This is a genomic window from Cupriavidus sp. C2SS-8b (assembly GCF_057073745.1).
In genome coordinates, this window is the sequence record NZ_CP172716.1 from 1,093,357 (window position 1) to 1,110,277 (window position 16,921).

The 16,921-nt window shown below is 64.0% G+C and carries 18 protein-coding genes and 1 tRNA gene; 8 read left to right on the plus strand and 11 right to left on the minus strand.

The genetic code is table 11. The features are described 5' to 3' along the window. Positions 1-73: 73 nt before the first annotated feature. Together ACIGJB_RS05020 and ACIGJB_RS05025 are read left to right on the plus strand one after the other, a co-directional pair. Positions 74-331 carry a hypothetical protein gene (locus tag ACIGJB_RS05020; RefSeq protein WP_483731664.1) on the plus strand — a complete coding sequence of 86 codons (258 nt, stop codon included), beginning with the start codon at positions 74-76 and terminating at the stop codon, positions 329-331. A gap of 181 nt (positions 332-512) precedes the next feature. After that, on the plus strand, positions 513-920 hold the full coding sequence (locus ACIGJB_RS05025) for a heme-binding protein (protein WP_483731665.1): 408 nt from the start codon (positions 513-515) through the stop codon (positions 918-920). 142 nt (positions 921-1,062) lie between these two features. Here the strand turns inward: ACIGJB_RS05025 and ACIGJB_RS05030 are convergent, their stop codons facing one another. The 4 genes from ACIGJB_RS05030 to ACIGJB_RS05045 form a co-directional block, all read right to left on the minus strand. Next, the gene (locus tag ACIGJB_RS05030) at positions 1,063-1,383 is read right to left on the minus strand and encodes a hemin uptake protein HemP (RefSeq protein ID WP_483732256.1); all 321 of its coding nucleotides are present in this window, start codon (positions 1,381-1,383) and stop codon (positions 1,063-1,065) included. 215 nt (positions 1,384-1,598) lie between these two features. Continuing rightward, on the minus strand, positions 1,599-2,012 hold the full coding sequence (locus ACIGJB_RS05035) for an ExbD/TolR family protein (protein WP_483731666.1): 414 nt from the start codon (positions 2,010-2,012) through the stop codon (positions 1,599-1,601). A gap of 24 nt (positions 2,013-2,036) precedes the next feature. Next, the gene (locus ACIGJB_RS05040) at positions 2,037-2,765 is read right to left on the minus strand and encodes a MotA/TolQ/ExbB proton channel family protein (RefSeq protein WP_483731667.1); all 729 of its coding nucleotides are present in this window, start codon (positions 2,763-2,765) and stop codon (positions 2,037-2,039) included. A 33-nt stretch (positions 2,766-2,798) separates the two neighbouring features. Then, complete coding sequence (locus ACIGJB_RS05045; protein WP_483731668.1) at positions 2,799-3,452, minus strand: energy transducer TonB; 654 nt, start codon at positions 3,450-3,452, stop codon at positions 2,799-2,801. 408 nt (positions 3,453-3,860) lie between these two features. On the opposite strand from ACIGJB_RS05045, the gene ACIGJB_RS05050 reads away from it, so the two are divergent. Then, positions 3,861-6,161: an AAA family ATPase gene (locus ACIGJB_RS05050; RefSeq protein ID WP_483731669.1), complete on the plus strand. Its 2,301-nt coding sequence runs from the start codon at positions 3,861-3,863 to the stop codon at positions 6,159-6,161. 3 nt (positions 6,162-6,164) lie between these two features. Here the strand turns inward: ACIGJB_RS05050 and murI are convergent, their stop codons facing one another. The 4 genes from murI to ACIGJB_RS05070 all read right to left on the minus strand — a co-directional run bounded on the left by murI (position 6,165) and on the right by ACIGJB_RS05070 (position 10,272). Beyond that, positions 6,165-6,974, minus strand: a complete 810-nt coding sequence (gene murI / locus ACIGJB_RS05055; RefSeq protein WP_483731670.1) for a glutamate racemase — start codon at positions 6,972-6,974, stop codon at positions 6,165-6,167. Positions 6,975-7,047: 73 nt separating this feature from the next. After that, positions 7,048-8,571 carry a fumarate hydratase gene (locus ACIGJB_RS05060; protein WP_483708617.1) on the minus strand — a complete coding sequence of 508 codons (1,524 nt, stop codon included), beginning with the start codon at positions 8,569-8,571 and terminating at the stop codon, positions 7,048-7,050. Positions 8,572-8,760: 189 nt separating this feature from the next. Further along, on the minus strand, positions 8,761-9,294 hold the full coding sequence (locus ACIGJB_RS05065; RefSeq protein WP_483731671.1) for a TIGR00645 family protein: 534 nt from the start codon (positions 9,292-9,294) through the stop codon (positions 8,761-8,763). Positions 9,295-9,393: 99 nt separating this feature from the next. Beyond that, positions 9,394-10,272: a DMT family transporter gene (locus ACIGJB_RS05070; protein ID WP_483732257.1), complete on the minus strand. Its 879-nt coding sequence runs from the start codon at positions 10,270-10,272 to the stop codon at positions 9,394-9,396. Between the two features lie 348 nt (positions 10,273-10,620). On the opposite strand from ACIGJB_RS05070, the gene acs reads away from it, so the two are divergent. The 3 genes from acs (at position 10,621) to ACIGJB_RS05085 (ending at position 14,908) form a co-directional block, all read left to right on the plus strand. After that, positions 10,621-12,603 (plus strand): acetate--CoA ligase, encoded by a 1,983-nt coding sequence (gene acs, locus ACIGJB_RS05075; protein ID WP_483731672.1) that lies wholly within the window; start codon positions 10,621-10,623, stop codon positions 12,601-12,603. A gap of 103 nt (positions 12,604-12,706) precedes the next feature. Then, positions 12,707-14,758: a sodium:solute symporter family protein gene (locus tag ACIGJB_RS05080; RefSeq protein ID WP_483731673.1), complete on the plus strand. Its 2,052-nt coding sequence runs from the start codon at positions 12,707-12,709 to the stop codon at positions 14,756-14,758. 59 nt (positions 14,759-14,817) lie between these two features. After that, positions 14,818-14,908, plus strand: a tRNA-Ser gene (locus tag ACIGJB_RS05085). A 63-nt stretch (positions 14,909-14,971) separates the two neighbouring features. On the opposite strand, the gene ACIGJB_RS05090 is transcribed toward ACIGJB_RS05085, so the two are convergent. The 3 genes from ACIGJB_RS05090 to ACIGJB_RS05100 all read right to left on the minus strand — a co-directional run bounded on the left by ACIGJB_RS05090 (position 14,972) and on the right by ACIGJB_RS05100 (position 16,105). Next, the gene (locus ACIGJB_RS05090) at positions 14,972-15,373 is read right to left on the minus strand and encodes a winged helix-turn-helix domain-containing protein (protein ID WP_483731674.1); all 402 of its coding nucleotides are present in this window, start codon (positions 15,371-15,373) and stop codon (positions 14,972-14,974) included. 178 nt (positions 15,374-15,551) lie between these two features. Beyond that, on the minus strand, positions 15,552-15,836 hold the full coding sequence (locus ACIGJB_RS05095) for a hypothetical protein (RefSeq protein WP_483731675.1): 285 nt from the start codon (positions 15,834-15,836) through the stop codon (positions 15,552-15,554). Continuing rightward, complete coding sequence (locus tag ACIGJB_RS05100) at positions 15,833-16,105, minus strand: DUF2188 domain-containing protein (RefSeq protein ID WP_483731676.1); 273 nt, start codon at positions 16,103-16,105, stop codon at positions 15,833-15,835. Before ACIGJB_RS05100 ends, ACIGJB_RS05095 begins: the two co-directional genes overlap by 4 nt. A 154-nt stretch (positions 16,106-16,259) precedes the next feature. Between ACIGJB_RS05100 and ACIGJB_RS05105 the strand changes: the two genes are divergently transcribed. Together ACIGJB_RS05105 and ACIGJB_RS05110 are read left to right on the plus strand one after the other, a co-directional pair. Then, positions 16,260-16,544, plus strand: coding sequence for a hypothetical protein (locus ACIGJB_RS05105; RefSeq protein WP_483731677.1), 285 nt, complete (start codon positions 16,260-16,262; stop codon positions 16,542-16,544). Between the two features lie 28 nt (positions 16,545-16,572). Further along, positions 16,573-16,917 carry a YciI family protein gene (locus tag ACIGJB_RS05110; RefSeq protein WP_483731678.1) on the plus strand — a complete coding sequence of 115 codons (345 nt, stop codon included), beginning with the start codon at positions 16,573-16,575 and terminating at the stop codon, positions 16,915-16,917. Positions 16,918-16,921: the final 4 nt, after the last annotated feature.

The window sequence follows — 16,921 nt, forward strand, 5'->3', positions numbered from 1 at the left end:
CTGTGACGCCGCGATGTCACACAAAAAAATCGTGTCCCTCGCGTCGCCTGTCCGTCAGAAAAAGGGGAATCTCATGAATATCAAGCGTAGTTTGGCGGCCGCCGCCGCCCTGGTGGCGCTTTCCGCCGTGTCGCTGCCGTCATTTGCCGGTACCGGCAAGCTCGATCCGTTCCTGGATGGTGCCAAGATCGGGAAGGTGGATGCGTTCACCGACGGCGCGCGCGTGGGCAAGACCGATCCCTATACCGACGGCGCCCGGATCAGCAAGCCGGATCCGTTCACCGACGGTGCCCGCACCAGCAAGCCCGATCCATTTACCGACGGCGCCTGACGCATGACTGTTGCCGGCGTCTCGCGACGTCGGCGGATCGACAACATGACCCGCCTGATGTGCGGGTCATGTTGTTTTGGGCAATTGTGTTTGTCCCTCGCTGCCACACCGCGCGCGGTGACCGGGACATTGGCGCGGCGCTATACTTCCGCCTCACACCGTATGAACATTGGAGAGTGGTATGCAGCAAAAGACCGTGCTGACGGCAGAAGACGTGAAGAAGATCATGGCCGCAGCAGAGGCCGAGGCAAAGGCGCACCAGTGGGCCGTCTCGATCGTGGTGGTGGACGATGGTGGCCACATGCTTGCCATGCAGCGCCTGGACGGCACGGCGCCGATCTCGGCCTATATCGCGACGGAAAAGGCCCGCACTTCGGCCCTGGGTCGCCGCGAGTCGAAGATCTACGAAGACATGATCAACAACGGTCGCTATTCCTTCATGACTGCCCCGACGCTGCAGGGCATGCTGGAAGGCGGCGTGCCCATCGTCTGCAACGAGCAGGTCGTGGGTGCGGTAGGTGTTTCGGGTGTCAAGTCGACAGAAGACGCCCAGATCGCCCGTGCTGGTATCGCGGCGCTGGGTCTCTGATTCGCTGATCCCATCTCATCGGAAGCCCCGCGTGGATGCGGGGCTGGCAAGCGCGTTGCCTTGCCATCGGCAGGCCGTTCGACCTGCCGCCTTTCACTTCCTGTGACGGCCCGCACTGCAGTGCCGGCGCCGGGTCATTCCCTTACTTTGTCAGGATCAGCTTGCCATAGCGCGTGACGCGCAGCGTGTAGATGTCGCCGTTATGGCGGATCGGCAGCGTCGTGGCCCCACGCATGATGGTTTCGAGCGCGACAGGCTCGGCCACGGGCGAATTCGACAGGCTGTCGCGCACCAGCGCTTCGAGGCGGGCCGGAATGGCCGCCACGGCGGATTTCACCGAGTCCAGGGCGGATGCCGCAGGCGTATCGCGTCGGCCCTGCGGGGCCACTTCCACGCGCCGCAGCGACAGGCGGCGGCGGGTAACTTCACGGGGTTGCGACAGCGGCAGGGAAAGGGTGCTCATCATCTGGCTCCGTTCGGCAATGAGGGGATTGGCTTGCACGCCGGGCGCATGGCGTCACCGGAGGTCCGTGCTTGCGATGAAAGAAGCATAAATGAGAACCGTTATCATTTCAATAGTGCCGATCAATCGTTACATATTTGGCGCGTCGGCCGTGTCAAAGAAAAAGGGCATCCCGTGGGATGCCCTTCATTCCGCATAGCCAGGTCAGGCCATGCCTACTGTTTCGGTTCGGTGATGAAGCCGATCTTGCCAAGTCCGCCGTGCTGCGCGGCGGCCATGACTTCGGCCACGCGTTCATAGCGCACGTCGCGGTCCGCGCGCAGGTGCAGTTCGGGCTGCGGCTCCTGCTGGGCGGCCAGGGCGATGTTGTTCGCCAGCGTGGTCTCGTCGACTTCAGTCTGGTTCCAGTAGACCTTGCCCTGGGCATCGATCGAGACATTGATGCTCTGCGGCTTGGAATCGTTCGGCGTATTGCTTGCGCGCGGCAGGTCGATCTTTACCGCGTGATTGATGACCGGGATCGTGATGATGAAGATGATCAGCAGGACCAGCATGACGTCGACCAGCGGCGTCATGTTGATTTCGCTCATCACCTCGTCATCGTCGCCGTCGAGGGTGCCAAATGCCATGATGACTTCCTTGATGCGAGGGTGTTACTGCCGTGCCGCGGCGAGCCGCACGGCGTTGTCTTCGGCGCGGGTGCCGGTCGGGCGGACGCGCGCGCCGGTCACGAAGTAGGCGTGCAGGTCGTGGGCAAAGCGGTTCAGCTTGGAGATCACCGCCTTGTTGCCGCGCGTCAGCGCGTTGTAGCCGAGCACCGCGGGAATGGCCACGGCCAGGCCGAAGGCCGTCATGATCAGGGCCTCGCCCACCGGGCCGGCAACCTTGTCGATCGTCGGCACGCCCGAGGCGCCAATGCCGATCAGCGCATGATAGATCCCCCACACGGTGCCGAACAGGCCCACGAACGGTGCGGTGGAACCCACCGAAGCCAGTACCGCCAGGCCCGACTGCATGCGCGCAACGGCTTCGTCGATCGAGCTCTTGAGCGAGCGCGTCAGCCAGTCCGAAATGTCCATCACGTCATGCAGCTGCGGCTGGCTGGCGCGGTGGTGCTGGGCGGCGTCCTTGCCGGCGATGGCCAGCGTGCGGAACGGGTTGGCGTCGCTGGCGCCCAGCGTTTCCAGGGCGTGGTCGAAATCGTCGGAGTGCCAGAAGCGCTTTTCCGCGCCGTGGGCCATCTTCTTGAGGCGAACCAGATCCCACGCCTTCGTAAGGATCACGATCCACGACAAGAGCGACATGATCAGCAGAATGATGGCCGTCGCACGCATGACGAAATCGCCTTGCGACCAGAGGTGGGAAAGTCCGAGGTCCTGCATGTTGGTTCCTGGTGAGTACGTTGTAGGTTGAGATCAGTTCAGTTCGAATCCAATCGGCTGCTGCGCGGTCACGGCAATGGCGCGGCCGTTATCCAGGTACGGCTTGCAGCGCATGCGCTGGACGGCGTCGACGGCAGCCTGGTCCAGGCGTGACGATCCGCTGGAGGATACTACGGTCGTCTTGACGACCTTGCCGGTTTCATCCGTTGTCAGGCGCACCACGGTCTTGCCGGTCTCGCCCATGCGGCGTGACTGGGACGGATAGCTTGGCTGCGGCGGCGAGCACTGGATCTCGCCGATCCCCACGGCACGCGGCGCGGAGGAGACGGGCGCTGGTTCGGGAGCAGGCGCTGCGGGAGCAGGTGGGGCAGGCGGCGTCGGTGGCGCTTCGATCGCAGTGGGCGACGGCGGCAGCGCGGCGACCGGTTGCGGTACCGGCTTGGGCTGCGGCGGCGTCGGCCGCGGCGTGGTGACCTTCACCTGCTTGGGCGGCGTTTCCGTCTTCGGCTTGGGCGGCTCCGGCGCGGGCGGCTTGGGCTGCTCGAGCGGAATGATGCGGGCAATGATTTCCGGGGCAATCACCGCCTCGGTCATCTTGCGGCCCAGGCCGCTCTGGATCAGGTAAAGCAGGCCGGCGTGGAACAGCAGGACGGCGAGCGTAATCTTGAGGAAGCGTTGATCGAACATGAGGTGAACAACAGTGTCTGCCGACCGGCACAGAGTCACTTGCGATAGAACAGGATCAGCGAGATACCACATCCGACCAGCAAGCTAACAAGCAATTCCATGATAAACGCTCCTGCAATACGGTTGCCGGGGAGCGCCACTCTCGGGCGGCGTGTCAGTGGAGCAGTATAAACGATAATGATTCTTATTTGTTGTGATTTGTGCGCCGCAGCTGGAAATTTGTCCAAAGGGCAGTTATACCCCCAAATCCAGACAGCGTTTCGAGGGGGAGGGCGGCACAACAATGGCGGGCATGGCGAGGCGTTCGGAATGCGTCGCAAGCCGCAAAGCGCGCTAGCATATGGAAAGAGTGCGAGCGGGGTGGTACCCCTGTTGCGGCGTCGCAATCGGGGGCACGGGGATGAGGCCATGGACTTCACACGTTTTGCTGAAGAGGACCGCTCCAAGATACTGCGCCCCGGGCCGGGCCTGTCGGCGAGTTCGGCGCTGGACTGGATGTGCGCCCAGTTTGCCCTGCGGGTCGTGTGTGCGCTGGGGCCGCGGTTCAACCTGCGCAGCAATATCAATGACGTGCTGACGGTCAGCGCGCAGGAAATGGTGTGGCCGTATGGTGTCGTGCTGCGCGTGCAGCGCTTTCTGTCGGCCCGCTGCGCCGACATGCCGGCGTGGAAAGGGGCGGGACGCCTGACGCCCGAGGAGTTCCTGGAGCGCCATGGCCAGTGGAACAGCGCTTTCGACGAGAGCGCGCTGTTCTACTACCTCGACGAGTACGTCAAGCACCACGCCAAGGACATGTTCGCGGTGTTCGATGCCTCGGCGTCGGCCATCGCATCGCGGCTCGATGGCGAGCGCGTGCTGCTGGTGCGCAATATCGACATGCTCAGCCATGTGCTGGACCTGCCCGAGCACGAGCGCAAGCTGTTGCTGTTCGCGGCGCTGGCCAAGTACAAGCGCGACCTGCGCGCCGTGATGGTGGACTGCAAGGTGGCGCATAGCCAGGAGGCGTTCCAGATCCTGTCCGGGCTGACCGGCGCGAGCCCGGCGGACGTGGCCGCGTCGCTGCGGCCAGGTTCGCGGCTGGAGACGCTGAACCTGATCGAGCAGCCCTTGCCCGAGAACAGCGTGACCGACCTGGGCGACCTGATGCGCCTGTCCGACCGCCTGCTGCATGTGTTGCTCGGCAACTATGCCAACGAGGCCGAGATGATGGCGGTGTTCACGCGCCCGGCCGCGCCGCCCACGCTGACCGTTGCCGATTATCCGCATGTCGACACCGACGCGCGCTACCTTTCCGCGCTGCTGTCTAACGCCACGCGCCAGCACGCAGCGGGCGTCAATGTGCTGATCTACGGCCCGCCCGGCACCGGCAAGACCGAGTTCGCGCGCTTGCTGGCGGGCGAAGCCGGCTGCGAGCTGTATGAGGTCGATTGCCTGGACCGCGACGGCAACAGCCTTTCGGGCAAGGACCGCTATCGCTCGTTGCAGGTGTCGCAGGCCTTCCTGCGCGGGCGCCCGCGCACCGCGCTGCTGTTCGACGAAGTCGAGGACGTGTTCCCCGGCAGTTCGCGCGAGCTGATGAGCCTGTTCGGCCAGGAGGATGCGCGTGCTTCGGTGAACGGCAAGGCCTGGGTCAACCAGACGCTTGAGCAGAATCCGGTCCCCGTGATCTGGATCTCGAATTCAATCCGGCAGATCGACCCCGCCTATCTGCGCCGTTTCCAGTTCCACCTCGAACTGAAGATCCCGCCGCCGCTGGTGCGCGAGAACATCATCCGCAAGCACCTGGGCGGGCTGGACGTCAGCGACGGCTTCATCACCGCGCTGGCGGGACGCAAGACGCTGACGCCGGCGCAAGTGCAGTCGGCCGCGCGTTTCGTGCAGCTCGCGCGGCCGGACGTGGACGAGCCCGTCGAGGCGCTGATCCTGCGCCAGCTCGAGCACGCCGACCGCGCCATGGGGCTGCGGCCGGAGGCCGAGGTCAGGCCCGTGGTGACCCACTATCGGCTGGACAACCTGCACCTGGAAACACGCTACGACGTGGCAAAGATCATTGAAGCGCTACGCGTGCGGCAACGCGGCACGCTGTGCTTTTATGGGCCACCTGGCACGGGCAAGACCGCGCTGGCGGAGCACATTGCCGCGGCGCTGGACATGCCGCTGATGATCCGGCGCGCCTCGGACCTGATGAGCAAGTACGTCGGCGAGACCGAGCAGCAGATTGCCGCCATGTTTGCCCGCGCCGAGGAAGACGGCGCGGTGCTGCTCCTCGATGAAGCCGACAGCTTCATGCAAAGCCGCCAGCAGGCCGTGCGCAACTATGAGGTGTCGGAAGTCAACGAGATGCTGCAGGGCATGGAGCGCTTCAACGGCATCTTTGTCTGCACGACGAACCTGTTCGACCGCATCGATGAGGCTGCCTTGCGCAGGTTCTCGTTCAAGATCCGCTTCCTGCCGCTGAAGGCCGGCCAGCGCGCCACGATGTTCGTCGATGAAGCGCTGGATGGTGACGAGGCCCGGCTGACGGATGCCATGCGGCAAGAGCTCGATGCGATGGATTGCCTGACGCCCGGCGACTTCGCCACGGTCAAGCGCCAGTGCGTGCTGCTTGGCGATTCACTGACGCCGGAAGAATTCCTCGCGCAGTTGCGGCACGAGCACGCGGTCAAGCCGGACGTGCGGACGCACCGTCCGCTCGGCTTTTTGCGCTAGGCGTCAGAAGGCGGGGGCGGGTTCGATGGTCACTGTCTCCGCCTGCGCTTCGATATGCAGCAGCGCGGCCGCCATCTGCCTAAGGTGGGCGGCATCCTTGGTCGAGGCAAAGCGGTCCAGCGGCATGGCATCGGGGGCGCTGGCCAGGGCGTGTTCCCCCAGCTTGCGCGCCAGCTGACGCGCAATGGCGCTGCCAGTATCAACCAGTGCCAGCTGGTCGCCGACCATGCCGCGGATGGTGTCCGAGAGGAACGGGTAGTGGGTGCAGCCGAGCACCAGCGTGTCAGCGCCAGCCTCCAGCATCGGCGTGAGGTAATTGTCCAGCCGGCCGCGTATGTCAGGCCCGTCGATGTCGCCTTGCTCGATCAGCGGCACCAGGCCGAGCCCCGCCTCGCAGATGAACTGGCTTTCCCCGTCGAGCGATGCCAGCAACCGCGCGAACTTTGCACTCTTGAGCGTATTGGCCGTGGCCAGTACACCTACCACCTTGCTGCGGCTGGCTGCCGCCGCAGGCTTGAGGCCGGGTTCTACGCCGATGATCGGCACGGGCAGTGTCTGGCGCAGCAATTCGACGGCGTGGCCGGTGGCGGTGTTGCAGGCGATCACAAGCGCCTTGCAGCCTTGCGCCAGCAGCCATTCGCATGCCTGCAGCGTGCGTGCCTGCACGAAAGACTCAGGTTTCTCGCCATAGGGTGCGTACTTCGAGTCGGCCAGGTAAAGCAGCGACTCTTGAGGCAGCAATGCGCGGATCTCGCGCAGCACGGACAGGCCGCCGAGGCCGGAATCGAAGACGCCGATGGGAGCGGGGTTCACGTTGGGCAAGCGGAAGGGCAGGGGTGGAAAAAAAGCCGGGGAGAACCCGGCTTTTTCATGCAAGCGCGCAATCTTACAGCGCCGCGACCGGAATCTTGCCGATCTTGGCCTGCCATTCGGCGGGGCCGGTCTTGTGCACCGACGTGCCCTGGCTATCCACGGCGACCGTCACGGGCATGTCCTTGACGTCGAACTCGTAGATGGCTTCCATGCCGAGGTCTTCGAAGCCGACCACCTTGGCTTCCCGGATCGCCTTGGCTACCAGGTAAGCGGCGCCGCCCACGGCCATCAGGTAGGCCGACTTGTGCTTCTTGATGGCCTCGATGGCGACCGGACCGCGCTCGGCCTTGCCGATCATCGAGATCAGGCCGGTCTCGGCCAGCATCATCTCGGTGAACTTGTCCATGCGCGTGGCGGTGGTCGGGCCGGCCGGGCCGACGGCTTCGTCGCGCACCGGATCAACCGGACCGACGTAGTAGATCACGCGGTTCTTGAAGTCCACCGGCAGCTTCTCGCCCTTGGCCAGCATGTCGGCGATGCGCTTGTGCGCGGCGTCGCGGCCGGTCAGCATCTTGCCGTTGAGCAGCAGGGTCTGGCCCGGCTTCCACGAGGCGACTTCTTCCGGCGTCAGCGTGTTCAGGTCGACGCGCTTCGAGGTTTCGGTGTTCGGTGCCCACTCGACCTTCGGCCATTGCGACAGGTCCGGCGCTTCGAGCTTGGCTGGGCCGCTGCCGTCCAGCGTGAAGTGCGCGTGGCGGGTCGCGGCGCAGTTCGGGATCATCGCGACCGGCTTGGATGCGGCGTGCGTCGGGCTGGCCATGATCTTGACGTCCAGCACGGTCGCCAGGCCGCCCAGGCCTTGCGCGCCGATGCCCAGCGCGTTGACCTTCTCGTACAGCTCGACGCGCAGTTCCTCGATCCAGTCCTTCGGGCCGCGGGCGATGATGTCCTGGATATCGATCGACTCCATCAGCGATTCTTTCGCCATGACCATCGCCTTCTCGGCGGTGCCGCCGATGCCGATGCCAAGCATGCCCGGCGGGCACCAGCCGGCGCCCATGGTCGGCACGGTCTTCAGCACCCAGTCGACGATCGAGTCGGACGGGTTCAGCATCACGAACTTGGACTTGTTCTCCGAGCCGCCGCCCTTGGCCGCGACCTGGATGTCCACGGTGTTGCCCGGCACGATCTCGTAGTGGATCACGGCCGGGGTGTTGTCCTTGGTGTTCTTGCGGGCGCCTTCGGGCGGGCTGACGATCGACGCGCGCAGCACGTTGTCCGGATGGGTGTAGCCGCGGCGCACGCCTTCGTTGATCATGTCCGTCAGGCTCATGGTGGCGCCATCCCAGCGCACGTCCATGCCGACCTTGACGAAGACCGTGACGATGCCGGTGTCCTGGCAGATCGGGCGCTTGCCTTCGGCGCACATGCGGCTGTTGGTCAGGATCTGCGCGATCGCATCCTTGGCAGCGGGACTCTGCTCCAGCTCGTAGGCGCGGCCCAGGCTGGTGATGTAGTCCATCGGATGGTAGTAGCTGATGTACTGCAGGGAGTCGGCGACGCTCTGGATGAGGTCTTCTTGCTTGATGACGGTCATTTTATGGGGGGTGGCAGCGGTGAAACACAGGGCGAAATCATACACTGAGCGAGGGCGCTCTGCCGGTCTGCATACAGGCGTCTACAGTGTGCTGCGTGCATTTTTCGTCATATTGAAACGTAAGGGTGGCCTCAAATGAAAACCGCGGCGCAAGGCCGCGGTCAGCGTAATCCAACGGTGCTCGCCGCTTCAGTGTGATGGAGATTTGGCATGTGCGCCGGCGGGGTGGGAAACCATCCGGTCCACCCAGGCCATCGCCACGGCCGAGAGCAGGAAGGCCAGGTGGATGGCGACCTGCCACATGATGGTGTGGGTCGTGCGCTGCTCTGCGTCGATGAAGGTCTTGAGCAGGTGGATCGACGAGATGCCGATCAGCGCCATCGACAGCTTCACCTTGAGCACGCCGGCGTTGACATGGTCGAGCCACTCGGGCTCATCGGGGTGGTCGTCGATCCCCAGGCGCGAGACGAACGTTTCGTAGCCACCCACGATCACCATGATCAGCAGGTTGGAGATCATCACCACGTCGATCAGGCCGAGCACCACCAGCATGATCTTGTTCTCGTCGTACTCGGTCACGTGCGACAGCAGGTGCCACACCTCGACCATGAAGTGATAGACGTAGACGCCCTGCGCGACGATCAGGCCGAGGTACAGCGGCAACTGGAGCCAGCGGGAGGCAAAGATAAGGCGGGGGATCGGGCGCATCGAGGATTGGGCCATGGGCAATCAGCTAGGTCTTTGTTACCAGACATTCGAAATGGGTCTGGATTGTACCGCGCCCATGTTGCGTGCCGCGTGACTGTGACGCCCTGAAACGATTCAGGCCCTGTCCTGCAACACCCGGCGCGCCATCGGCCCGGGCCAGCTTGCCAGCAGGATGCCGCCCAGCACGCAGCCCAGCGCGATGGCGTGGGGCCAGCCCGGTGTCTCGCCCAGAAAGACAATGCCGTAGGCGGCTGCCGCCACCGGCAGCACCGACGTAAATACGCCCGCGAGTTGGGCCGGTACATGGCGGATGCCCTTCATCCACAGCCAGAACGAGAATACGCTTGCGGACAGTGCGTACCACAGCAGCATCAGCCAGGTCTGCGTGGGCACGGTGGACGGGTCAAAATCCAGCAGCGGAATGAAACCGAGCGGCAGCATCAGCAGGCCGCCAATCAGGTGGGTGTAGGCGCAGATCTCGATGGCCGCCAGCGTCTGCGTCAGCCGACGCGACAGGATCACGTAGATCGATTCGCAGACCACGGCACCCAGGATCATCAGGTTGCCGAGCAGGGCCTGGCTGCCGCCGCTGCCGGCGCCATGCGAACCGCCGCGGGCTACGTTGAGCACCGCCACGCCGGCCACGGCCAGCAGCACCGACGCCACGGTCCGGCGCGACAGCCGTTCACGCAGCCACAACCAGGACAGGATGGCCACCGTCGCCGGGATCGTGCTCGTAATCACGCCCGCGGCCATGGCGCTGGTCAGGCGCACGCCATTGAGCATCAGCAGCGTGAACAGGAAGGTGCCGAAGAACGCCTGCAGAAACAGGTTGCGCCACTCTGCGCGTGACACCTGGCGCATGCGCGATGGCCGGTACCACGGTGACAGGCAGACGATGGCGATGACAAAGCGCAGCAGCGCGAACAGCAGCACCGGCACATGGGCGATGATGGATTTGCCCAGGCCGACGTTGCTGCCGACGAGTGCCATCGAGGCGATCAGGAAGAACGGGTAGACGGACACGGATGCTGCCTCGGGAGTGAGCACGAAGCCCCTTGTGCGGGCCGGGTGCGGGCAAACTGCGATTGTTCAGCAGGTGCCGGAATAGGGCGCGTTGTGGACGCTGAGGCGCCCGAATATCGGGCCCGGGGCATTATAGCTGTGCTAGCCTAATGAAGAAGGCTGCACATTCCTTGCCATGGCTATCGGCACGCAGGCTTGTTGCTTTGCAGCAAGGTTCCGGGCCCAGCCGTAGCGCGGGAGAGCGTCAGGTTTAAGTAAGCCGCCGGGCGTAATTTGCAGCCGAGCCGTTCAGTCAAAAATCAGGAGACCCGTCTTATGTCCGCTATCGAATCGGTGATGCAAGAGCATCGCGTTTTCAATCCGCCCGAGTCCTTCGTCCGGCAAGCCACGATCTCGGGCATGGACGCCTACCGCGCGTTGTGCGACGAGGCGGAGCGCGACTACGAAGGCTTCTGGGCCAGCCGCGCGCGCGACCTGCTGCACTGGAACAAGCCGTTCACCAAGGTGCTCGACGAGAGCAATGCCCCGTTCTACAAGTGGTTCGAGGACGGCGAACTCAACGCGTCGTACAACTGCCTGGACCGCAATCTGGAGAATGGCAACGCCGAAAAGACGGCAATCGTGTTCGAGGCCGACGATGGCACCGTGAGGCGCGTCTCCTACCAGGACCTGCACGCGCAGGTCTGCCGCTTTGCCAATGGCCTGAAAAAGCTCGGCATCAAGAAGGGCGACCGCGTGGTGATCTACATGCCGATGTCGGTCGAAGGCGTGGTGGCGATGCAGGCCTGCGCGCGGCTGGGTGCCACGCATTCGGTCGTGTTCGGCGGCTTCTCGGCCAAGTCGCTGCAGGAGCGGCTGGTCGACGTCGGCGCCGTGGCGCTGATCACCGCCGACGAGCAGATGCGCGGCGGCAAGGCGCTGCCGCTCAAGGCCATAGCCGATGATGCCCTCGCGCTCGGCGGCTGCGAAGCGGTGAAGGACGTGATCGTCTATCGCCGCACCGGCGGCAAGGTCAACTGGGTGGAAGGCCGCGACCGCTCGATGGAAGACGTCTCCGCCGGCCAGCTCGATACCTGCGAAGCCGTGCCTGTCAGCGCCGAGCACCCGCTGTTCGTGCTCTACACCTCGGGCTCGACGGGCAAGCCCAAGGGCGTGCAGCACAGCACCGGCGGCTACCTGCTGTGGGCGCTGATGACGATGCAGTGGACCTTCGACATCAAGCCCGACGATCTCTTCTGGTGTACCGCCGACATCGGCTGGGTCACGGGGCACACCTACATCGCCTATGGCCCGCTGGCCGCGGGCGCGACGCAGATCATCTTCGAAGGCGTGCCGACCTATCCGAACGCCGGGCGCTTCTGGGACATGATCGCGCGCCACAAGGTCAGCATCTTCTACACTGCGCCGACGGCGATCCGTTCGCTGATCAAGGCCGCGGAGGCCGACGAAAAAATCCACCCGAAGCAATACGACCTGTCGAGCCTGCGCCTGCTCGGCACGGTAGGCGAGCCGATCAATCCCGAAGCCTGGATGTGGTACTACAAGAACATCGGCAACGAGCGCTGCCCGATCGTCGATACCTTCTGGCAGACCGAGACCGGCGGCCACATGATCACGCCGCTGCCTGGCGCGACACCGCTGGTGCCGGGTTCGTGCACGCTGCCGCTGCCGGGCATCATGGCGGCCATCGTCGACGAGACGGGGCAGGATGTGCCGAATGGCGCCGGCGGCATCCTGGTGGTCAAGCGCCCGTGGCCGGCGATGATCCGCACCATCTGGGGCGATCCGGAACGCTTCAAGAAGAGCTACTTCCCCGAAGAGTTGGGCGGCACGCTGTACCTGGCGGGCGATGGCTCGATCCGCGACAAGGACACCGGCTACTTCACCATCATGGGCCGTATCGATGATGTGCTGAACGTGTCGGGCCATCGCATGGGCACGATGGAAATCGAGTCGGCGCTGGTGGCCAACCCGATCGTCGCCGAAGCCGCCGTGGTGGGCCGCCCGGACGACACCACGGGCGAGGCCATCTGCGCGTTCGTAGTGCTCAAGCGTTCGCGTCCGGGCGATGCCGAGGCGCAGCAGATCGCTACGGAGCTGCGCAACTGGGTGGCCAAGGAGATTGGCCCGATCGCCAAGCCCAAGGACATCCGCTTCGGCGATAACCTGCCGAAGACGCGCTCGGGCAAGATCATGCGGCGCCTGCTGCGTTCGCTGGCCAAGGGGGAGGAGATCACGCAGGATACCTCGACGCTGGAGAACCCTGCGATTCTTGATCAACTGAAGCAGGCGCAGTAACCGGATCAACCGGTAACCGCCAGCCGGACAGGACCCGCCGCCGCGCTCAGCGCGCCGGCGGGTTCTTCACTGTAAATCCCCCTTAATCGTCCGACCGCCGCCTATGCCCGACGCCCAGTCGCGTTTCCGCCGCCGGCTGATGCTGTACTACGGCTTGTTCACACTGGGTTTGTTCGGCTTCGTCGGCATGATGGGGCTGCTCGAAAAATCCAATGCCGATGCGCTCTGGCTTGGCTACGTCTTTCTCTTTATCACGATCGCGATCTACGCCTGCATCGGCCTGATCTGCCGCACATCGGACCTCAACGAATACTACGTAGCCGCGCGGCGGGTGCCTGCCATGTTCAACGGCATGGCGATCGCGGCCGACTGGATGAGCGCGGCATCGTTCATCGGACTGGCAGGCATCCTGTTTGCGTCCGGCTATGAAGGGTTGGCCTACGTGATGGGGTGGACGGGCGGCTATTGCCTGGTCGCATTCCTGCTCGCGCCGTACTTGCGCAAGTACGGCGGCTACACGATTCCCGATTTCCTGGCAGCGCGGTACGGCAATGGCAAGCCGGGCGGCAACCTGCCTGTGCGCGCCATTGCCGTGCTGGCGGCATCGCTGTGCTCGTTCGTCTATCTTGTCGCGCAGATCCAGGGCGTTGGCCTGGTAGTCACGCGTTTTATCGGCGTCGATTTCGCAGTCGGCATTTTCTTCGGGCTTGCCGGCATCCTGGTCTGCTCGTTCCTGGGCGGCATGCGCGCCGTGACGTGGACCCAGGTGGCCCAGTACATCATGATGATCGTCGCCTTCCTGGTCACGGTCTCAATGATCGCGTGGAAGCATCATCAGGAAATGGTGCCGCAGCTTAGCTATGGCCCGATGCTGACCATGCTTGACCAGCGCGAACGACAGATTGAACGGGAGCCGGCCGAGCAGGCGGTGCGAGAGTATTACCAGCAGCAGGCCATTCAGATGCAGGACCGTATTGCGCGCCTGCCGGAATCGTTCGGCGAGGAGCGCGCGGCGCTCGATGCGCGGCTCCTGGACCTGCGCGAGCGCAATGCGCCACTGCGGGAGATCAAGGCGCTGGAACGCGAACGCATCGATTTCCCGGTCGATGCGGCCGCCGCGAAGCAGCAATGGAATCAGATGCGTGAAGACGCGCTCTCGCGCAGCAAGCCTTCCACGCCGTCGACGGAGCCTTATCCTTCGGCGTCCGAGCAGGAGCGCGGGAACAAGCGGCTGAATTTCGTGCTGCTGGTGTTCTGCCTGATGGTGGGGACGGCCAGCCTGCCCCATATCCTCACGCGGCTGTACACCACGCCGTCGGTGAAGGAGACGCGCAACTCGGTGGCGTGGGCCATATTCTGCATCGCCTTGCTATACGTATCGGCCCCCGCGCTGGCGGCGCTGGTCAAATACGAGTTCTTCCAGCACGTGGTCGGCACGCCTTATGCCGAACTGCCGCAGTGGGTCGTGCAATGGCGCAAGGTCGATCCCCCCGTGTTCGCGCTGCGTGACGTTAACGGCGACGGTATCGTGCAGTGGGCGGAAATCCTGCTACAGCCGGACATGATCGTGCTGGCGGCGCCCGAGATCGCAGGGCTGCCATACGTGATATCGGGGCTGATCGCCGCCGGGGCGCTGGCGGCTGCGCTCTCCACCGCGGACGGCTTGTTGCTGACGATCGCCAATGCGCTGTCGCATGACGTCTTCTATCACATGGTGGACCGGCAGGCGAGCCACCAGCGGCGCGTCACCACGGCCAAGATCGTGCTGCTCGGCGTGGCGCTGTTCGCTTCGTACGTCACATCGCTGCGTCCCGGCAACATCCTGTTCCTGGTCGGCGCCGCCTTCTCGCTGGCCGCGTCGAGCTTCTTCCCGGTGCTGGTGCTGGGCATCTTCTGGCGCCGCACCACTGCCGCCGGCGCGGTGGCAGGCATGGCCGCGGGCCTTGGCATCTCGGTCTACTACATCTTCGTCAACTATCCGTTCTTCACCCGCATGACGGGGATTTTCGGCGATCGATGGTTTGGCGTGGATCCGATCGCGTCCGGCGCTTTTGGCGTCCCGGCGGGTTTTGCGGTGGCCATCCTGGTCAGCCTGGTGACGCCGAGGAACGCACCTGTGATCGATCGCCTGGTGACTTACCTGCGAAAGGGGTAGACGCCGGATCAGGAATCGCTGGACTCGTCGGCGACCTCTGCTATAATCGCGGACTTCCCGGAGAGATGGATGAGCGGTTTAAGTCGCACGCCTGGAAAGCGTGTATAGGTTAATAGCCTATCGGGGGTTCGAATCCCCCTCTCTCCGCCAGGATTCTGCAAGGCTTTGCCGGTTAGCAGTCGCTAACGACAAAGTCCCAAACAAGGGCTTGGGTCATTGACCCCGGCCCTTTTTGTTTGCCTGGAGCGGGACGATCGCCATCGCACTCGGCTCCTCGTCGTCTTCCGACAGCGTCGCCGCAAATTCCGCCATGGCCGCCTCAAGGGCCGGTTGCGTAGCCTGCCGGAAGCGCCATTCGGCGTGCAGGAGCCGCATCGCGAACGGGGTCAGCATCGAGCCATTGCCGCGCGCACCGACGATGAGTGGCTGCCCCAGCGCCTTTTCCCAGCTCCGTATCAGCGTCCAGCCATGCCGTTGCGATAATCCGTTGGCGGCGGCGGCCTTGCCCATGGACCGGGTGTCCCGAATGGACGAGAGCAAGCGCAGGACCTTTGCGCCGGTGCGCGGATTGTCGTCCGTGGTCAGGACCGGAAACAGCTCGAAGTTGAATTCCATCGGGCGGGCCAGCAGATGTCTTCCTGTGCTGGCGCAGCTTCGTTGGGAAGACGCCTCTGCACATGTATTAAATGAGAATCATAACCGATTGCATTCGTAATTTGCCGATAATCAGGGGTAAACCGGGGTAAGTGCTCAGGAATCCGGGGGCGTATGCGGCCCTGGCCTCATGCGGAATTCAGGATGCCTGGCGGCCGACCGGCCTGACGCTCGGCATGCCGTCGATGTTTTCGATGCGAGGCAGTTCGCCCACGGCAATGCGCCGCCTCACGGTGTCCATCAGTTCAGCCGTGTCCCACTGGCCGTCGCCTATCAGGGACGACGCCTCGCCAGTGACGGAAAAGCGGCCGCCGCAACGGGCGCAGCGATACATCCGGTCGCCCTGCAGGGGATCGCGACGGTCATACCAGCGCCGCGCCAGATCGCCGCACAAGAGGCACGGTACGGCTGTGATAGAGCTCAAGATTCGACTCCGGGGCACGGGCGGTGATCGTTCGGAATGGCTTTGTCCTTCAGCGCGGGCCCGATCGGCGCATCCGTGCCAGTGCTTCGCAGGCGGACCGTCCCGTCCTCCCGGCAAATCTCCAGCTCGACCTGCTCTTTTCGCGCGTAGTACCATCCCGCGGCAATGGCAGCTTCAAGCGTGGCGAAATGAAGCGGTGCGGGCAGGCCATCTGCCTGCATCGACCAACCCAATACAGCCGGCAATACGCGAACCGTTCGCGAAGGCATGCCAATCTCCTCAGCAGGGTAGCGAAATACTGTATAGGAAGATGACTGCATATTCGGATGTCCTGAAAGCGAGCATTTTGGCGCCACGCACCGCGTGCCGTTTGGAGTGACTTGTGCCTATCCTCAAGGGAAAACCGAATTGCGGGAGAGAGACATGCTTGACCTTGAAACCAGGCTTCTGGATCTCGACCGCAGCACTCGCTACATCCGCGAAGGCCGCCAGCGGATCCGGCGCCAGATTGCGCTCGTCAAAGCACTGCGCGCCGAAGGTTATGACGCCACGCCGGCATGCGAACTTCTGGCCGCCTTGCGCTGTGCGATGGCCGCGGAGCGCCAGCACCGGGCGTTGATCGTCGTGCTTAGCGCGTGTCCCGACCCGCAAGCCGCTCGCCGGCACGCCCTGCCGCGCACCGCGATACCGCTGACAGCGAAGGGCTGAGAAAAATGCGTCGACAAACGGCTTTCCCATGCCCTGGCAGAAACAGCAACGGCACGGAAAGAAGCCTCCTTTGGCACTAAAGCACTTGTACCTCGTTGAACTGACGTACCCGCATCCCGCCGAAAAGTTCTGGAGGAATCTGCAAGCGCACCAGGACTACTTGAACCGGATGTTCGAGCAGGACCGCTTCCTGGCCTACGGACCAAAGGCCTCCGGGAATGGCAGCGTGATCCTGGTGCGGGGAGACTTGTCGCACGATGAGCTTCACGCGCTGCTCGCGGCGGATCCGTTTCATCAGTTCGGTGTGGCAGTGTATCGGGTGACGGAATTCTCGCCGTTCGAGTGCCACCCCAGGCTGGCGTCGCTATTTTGACGGC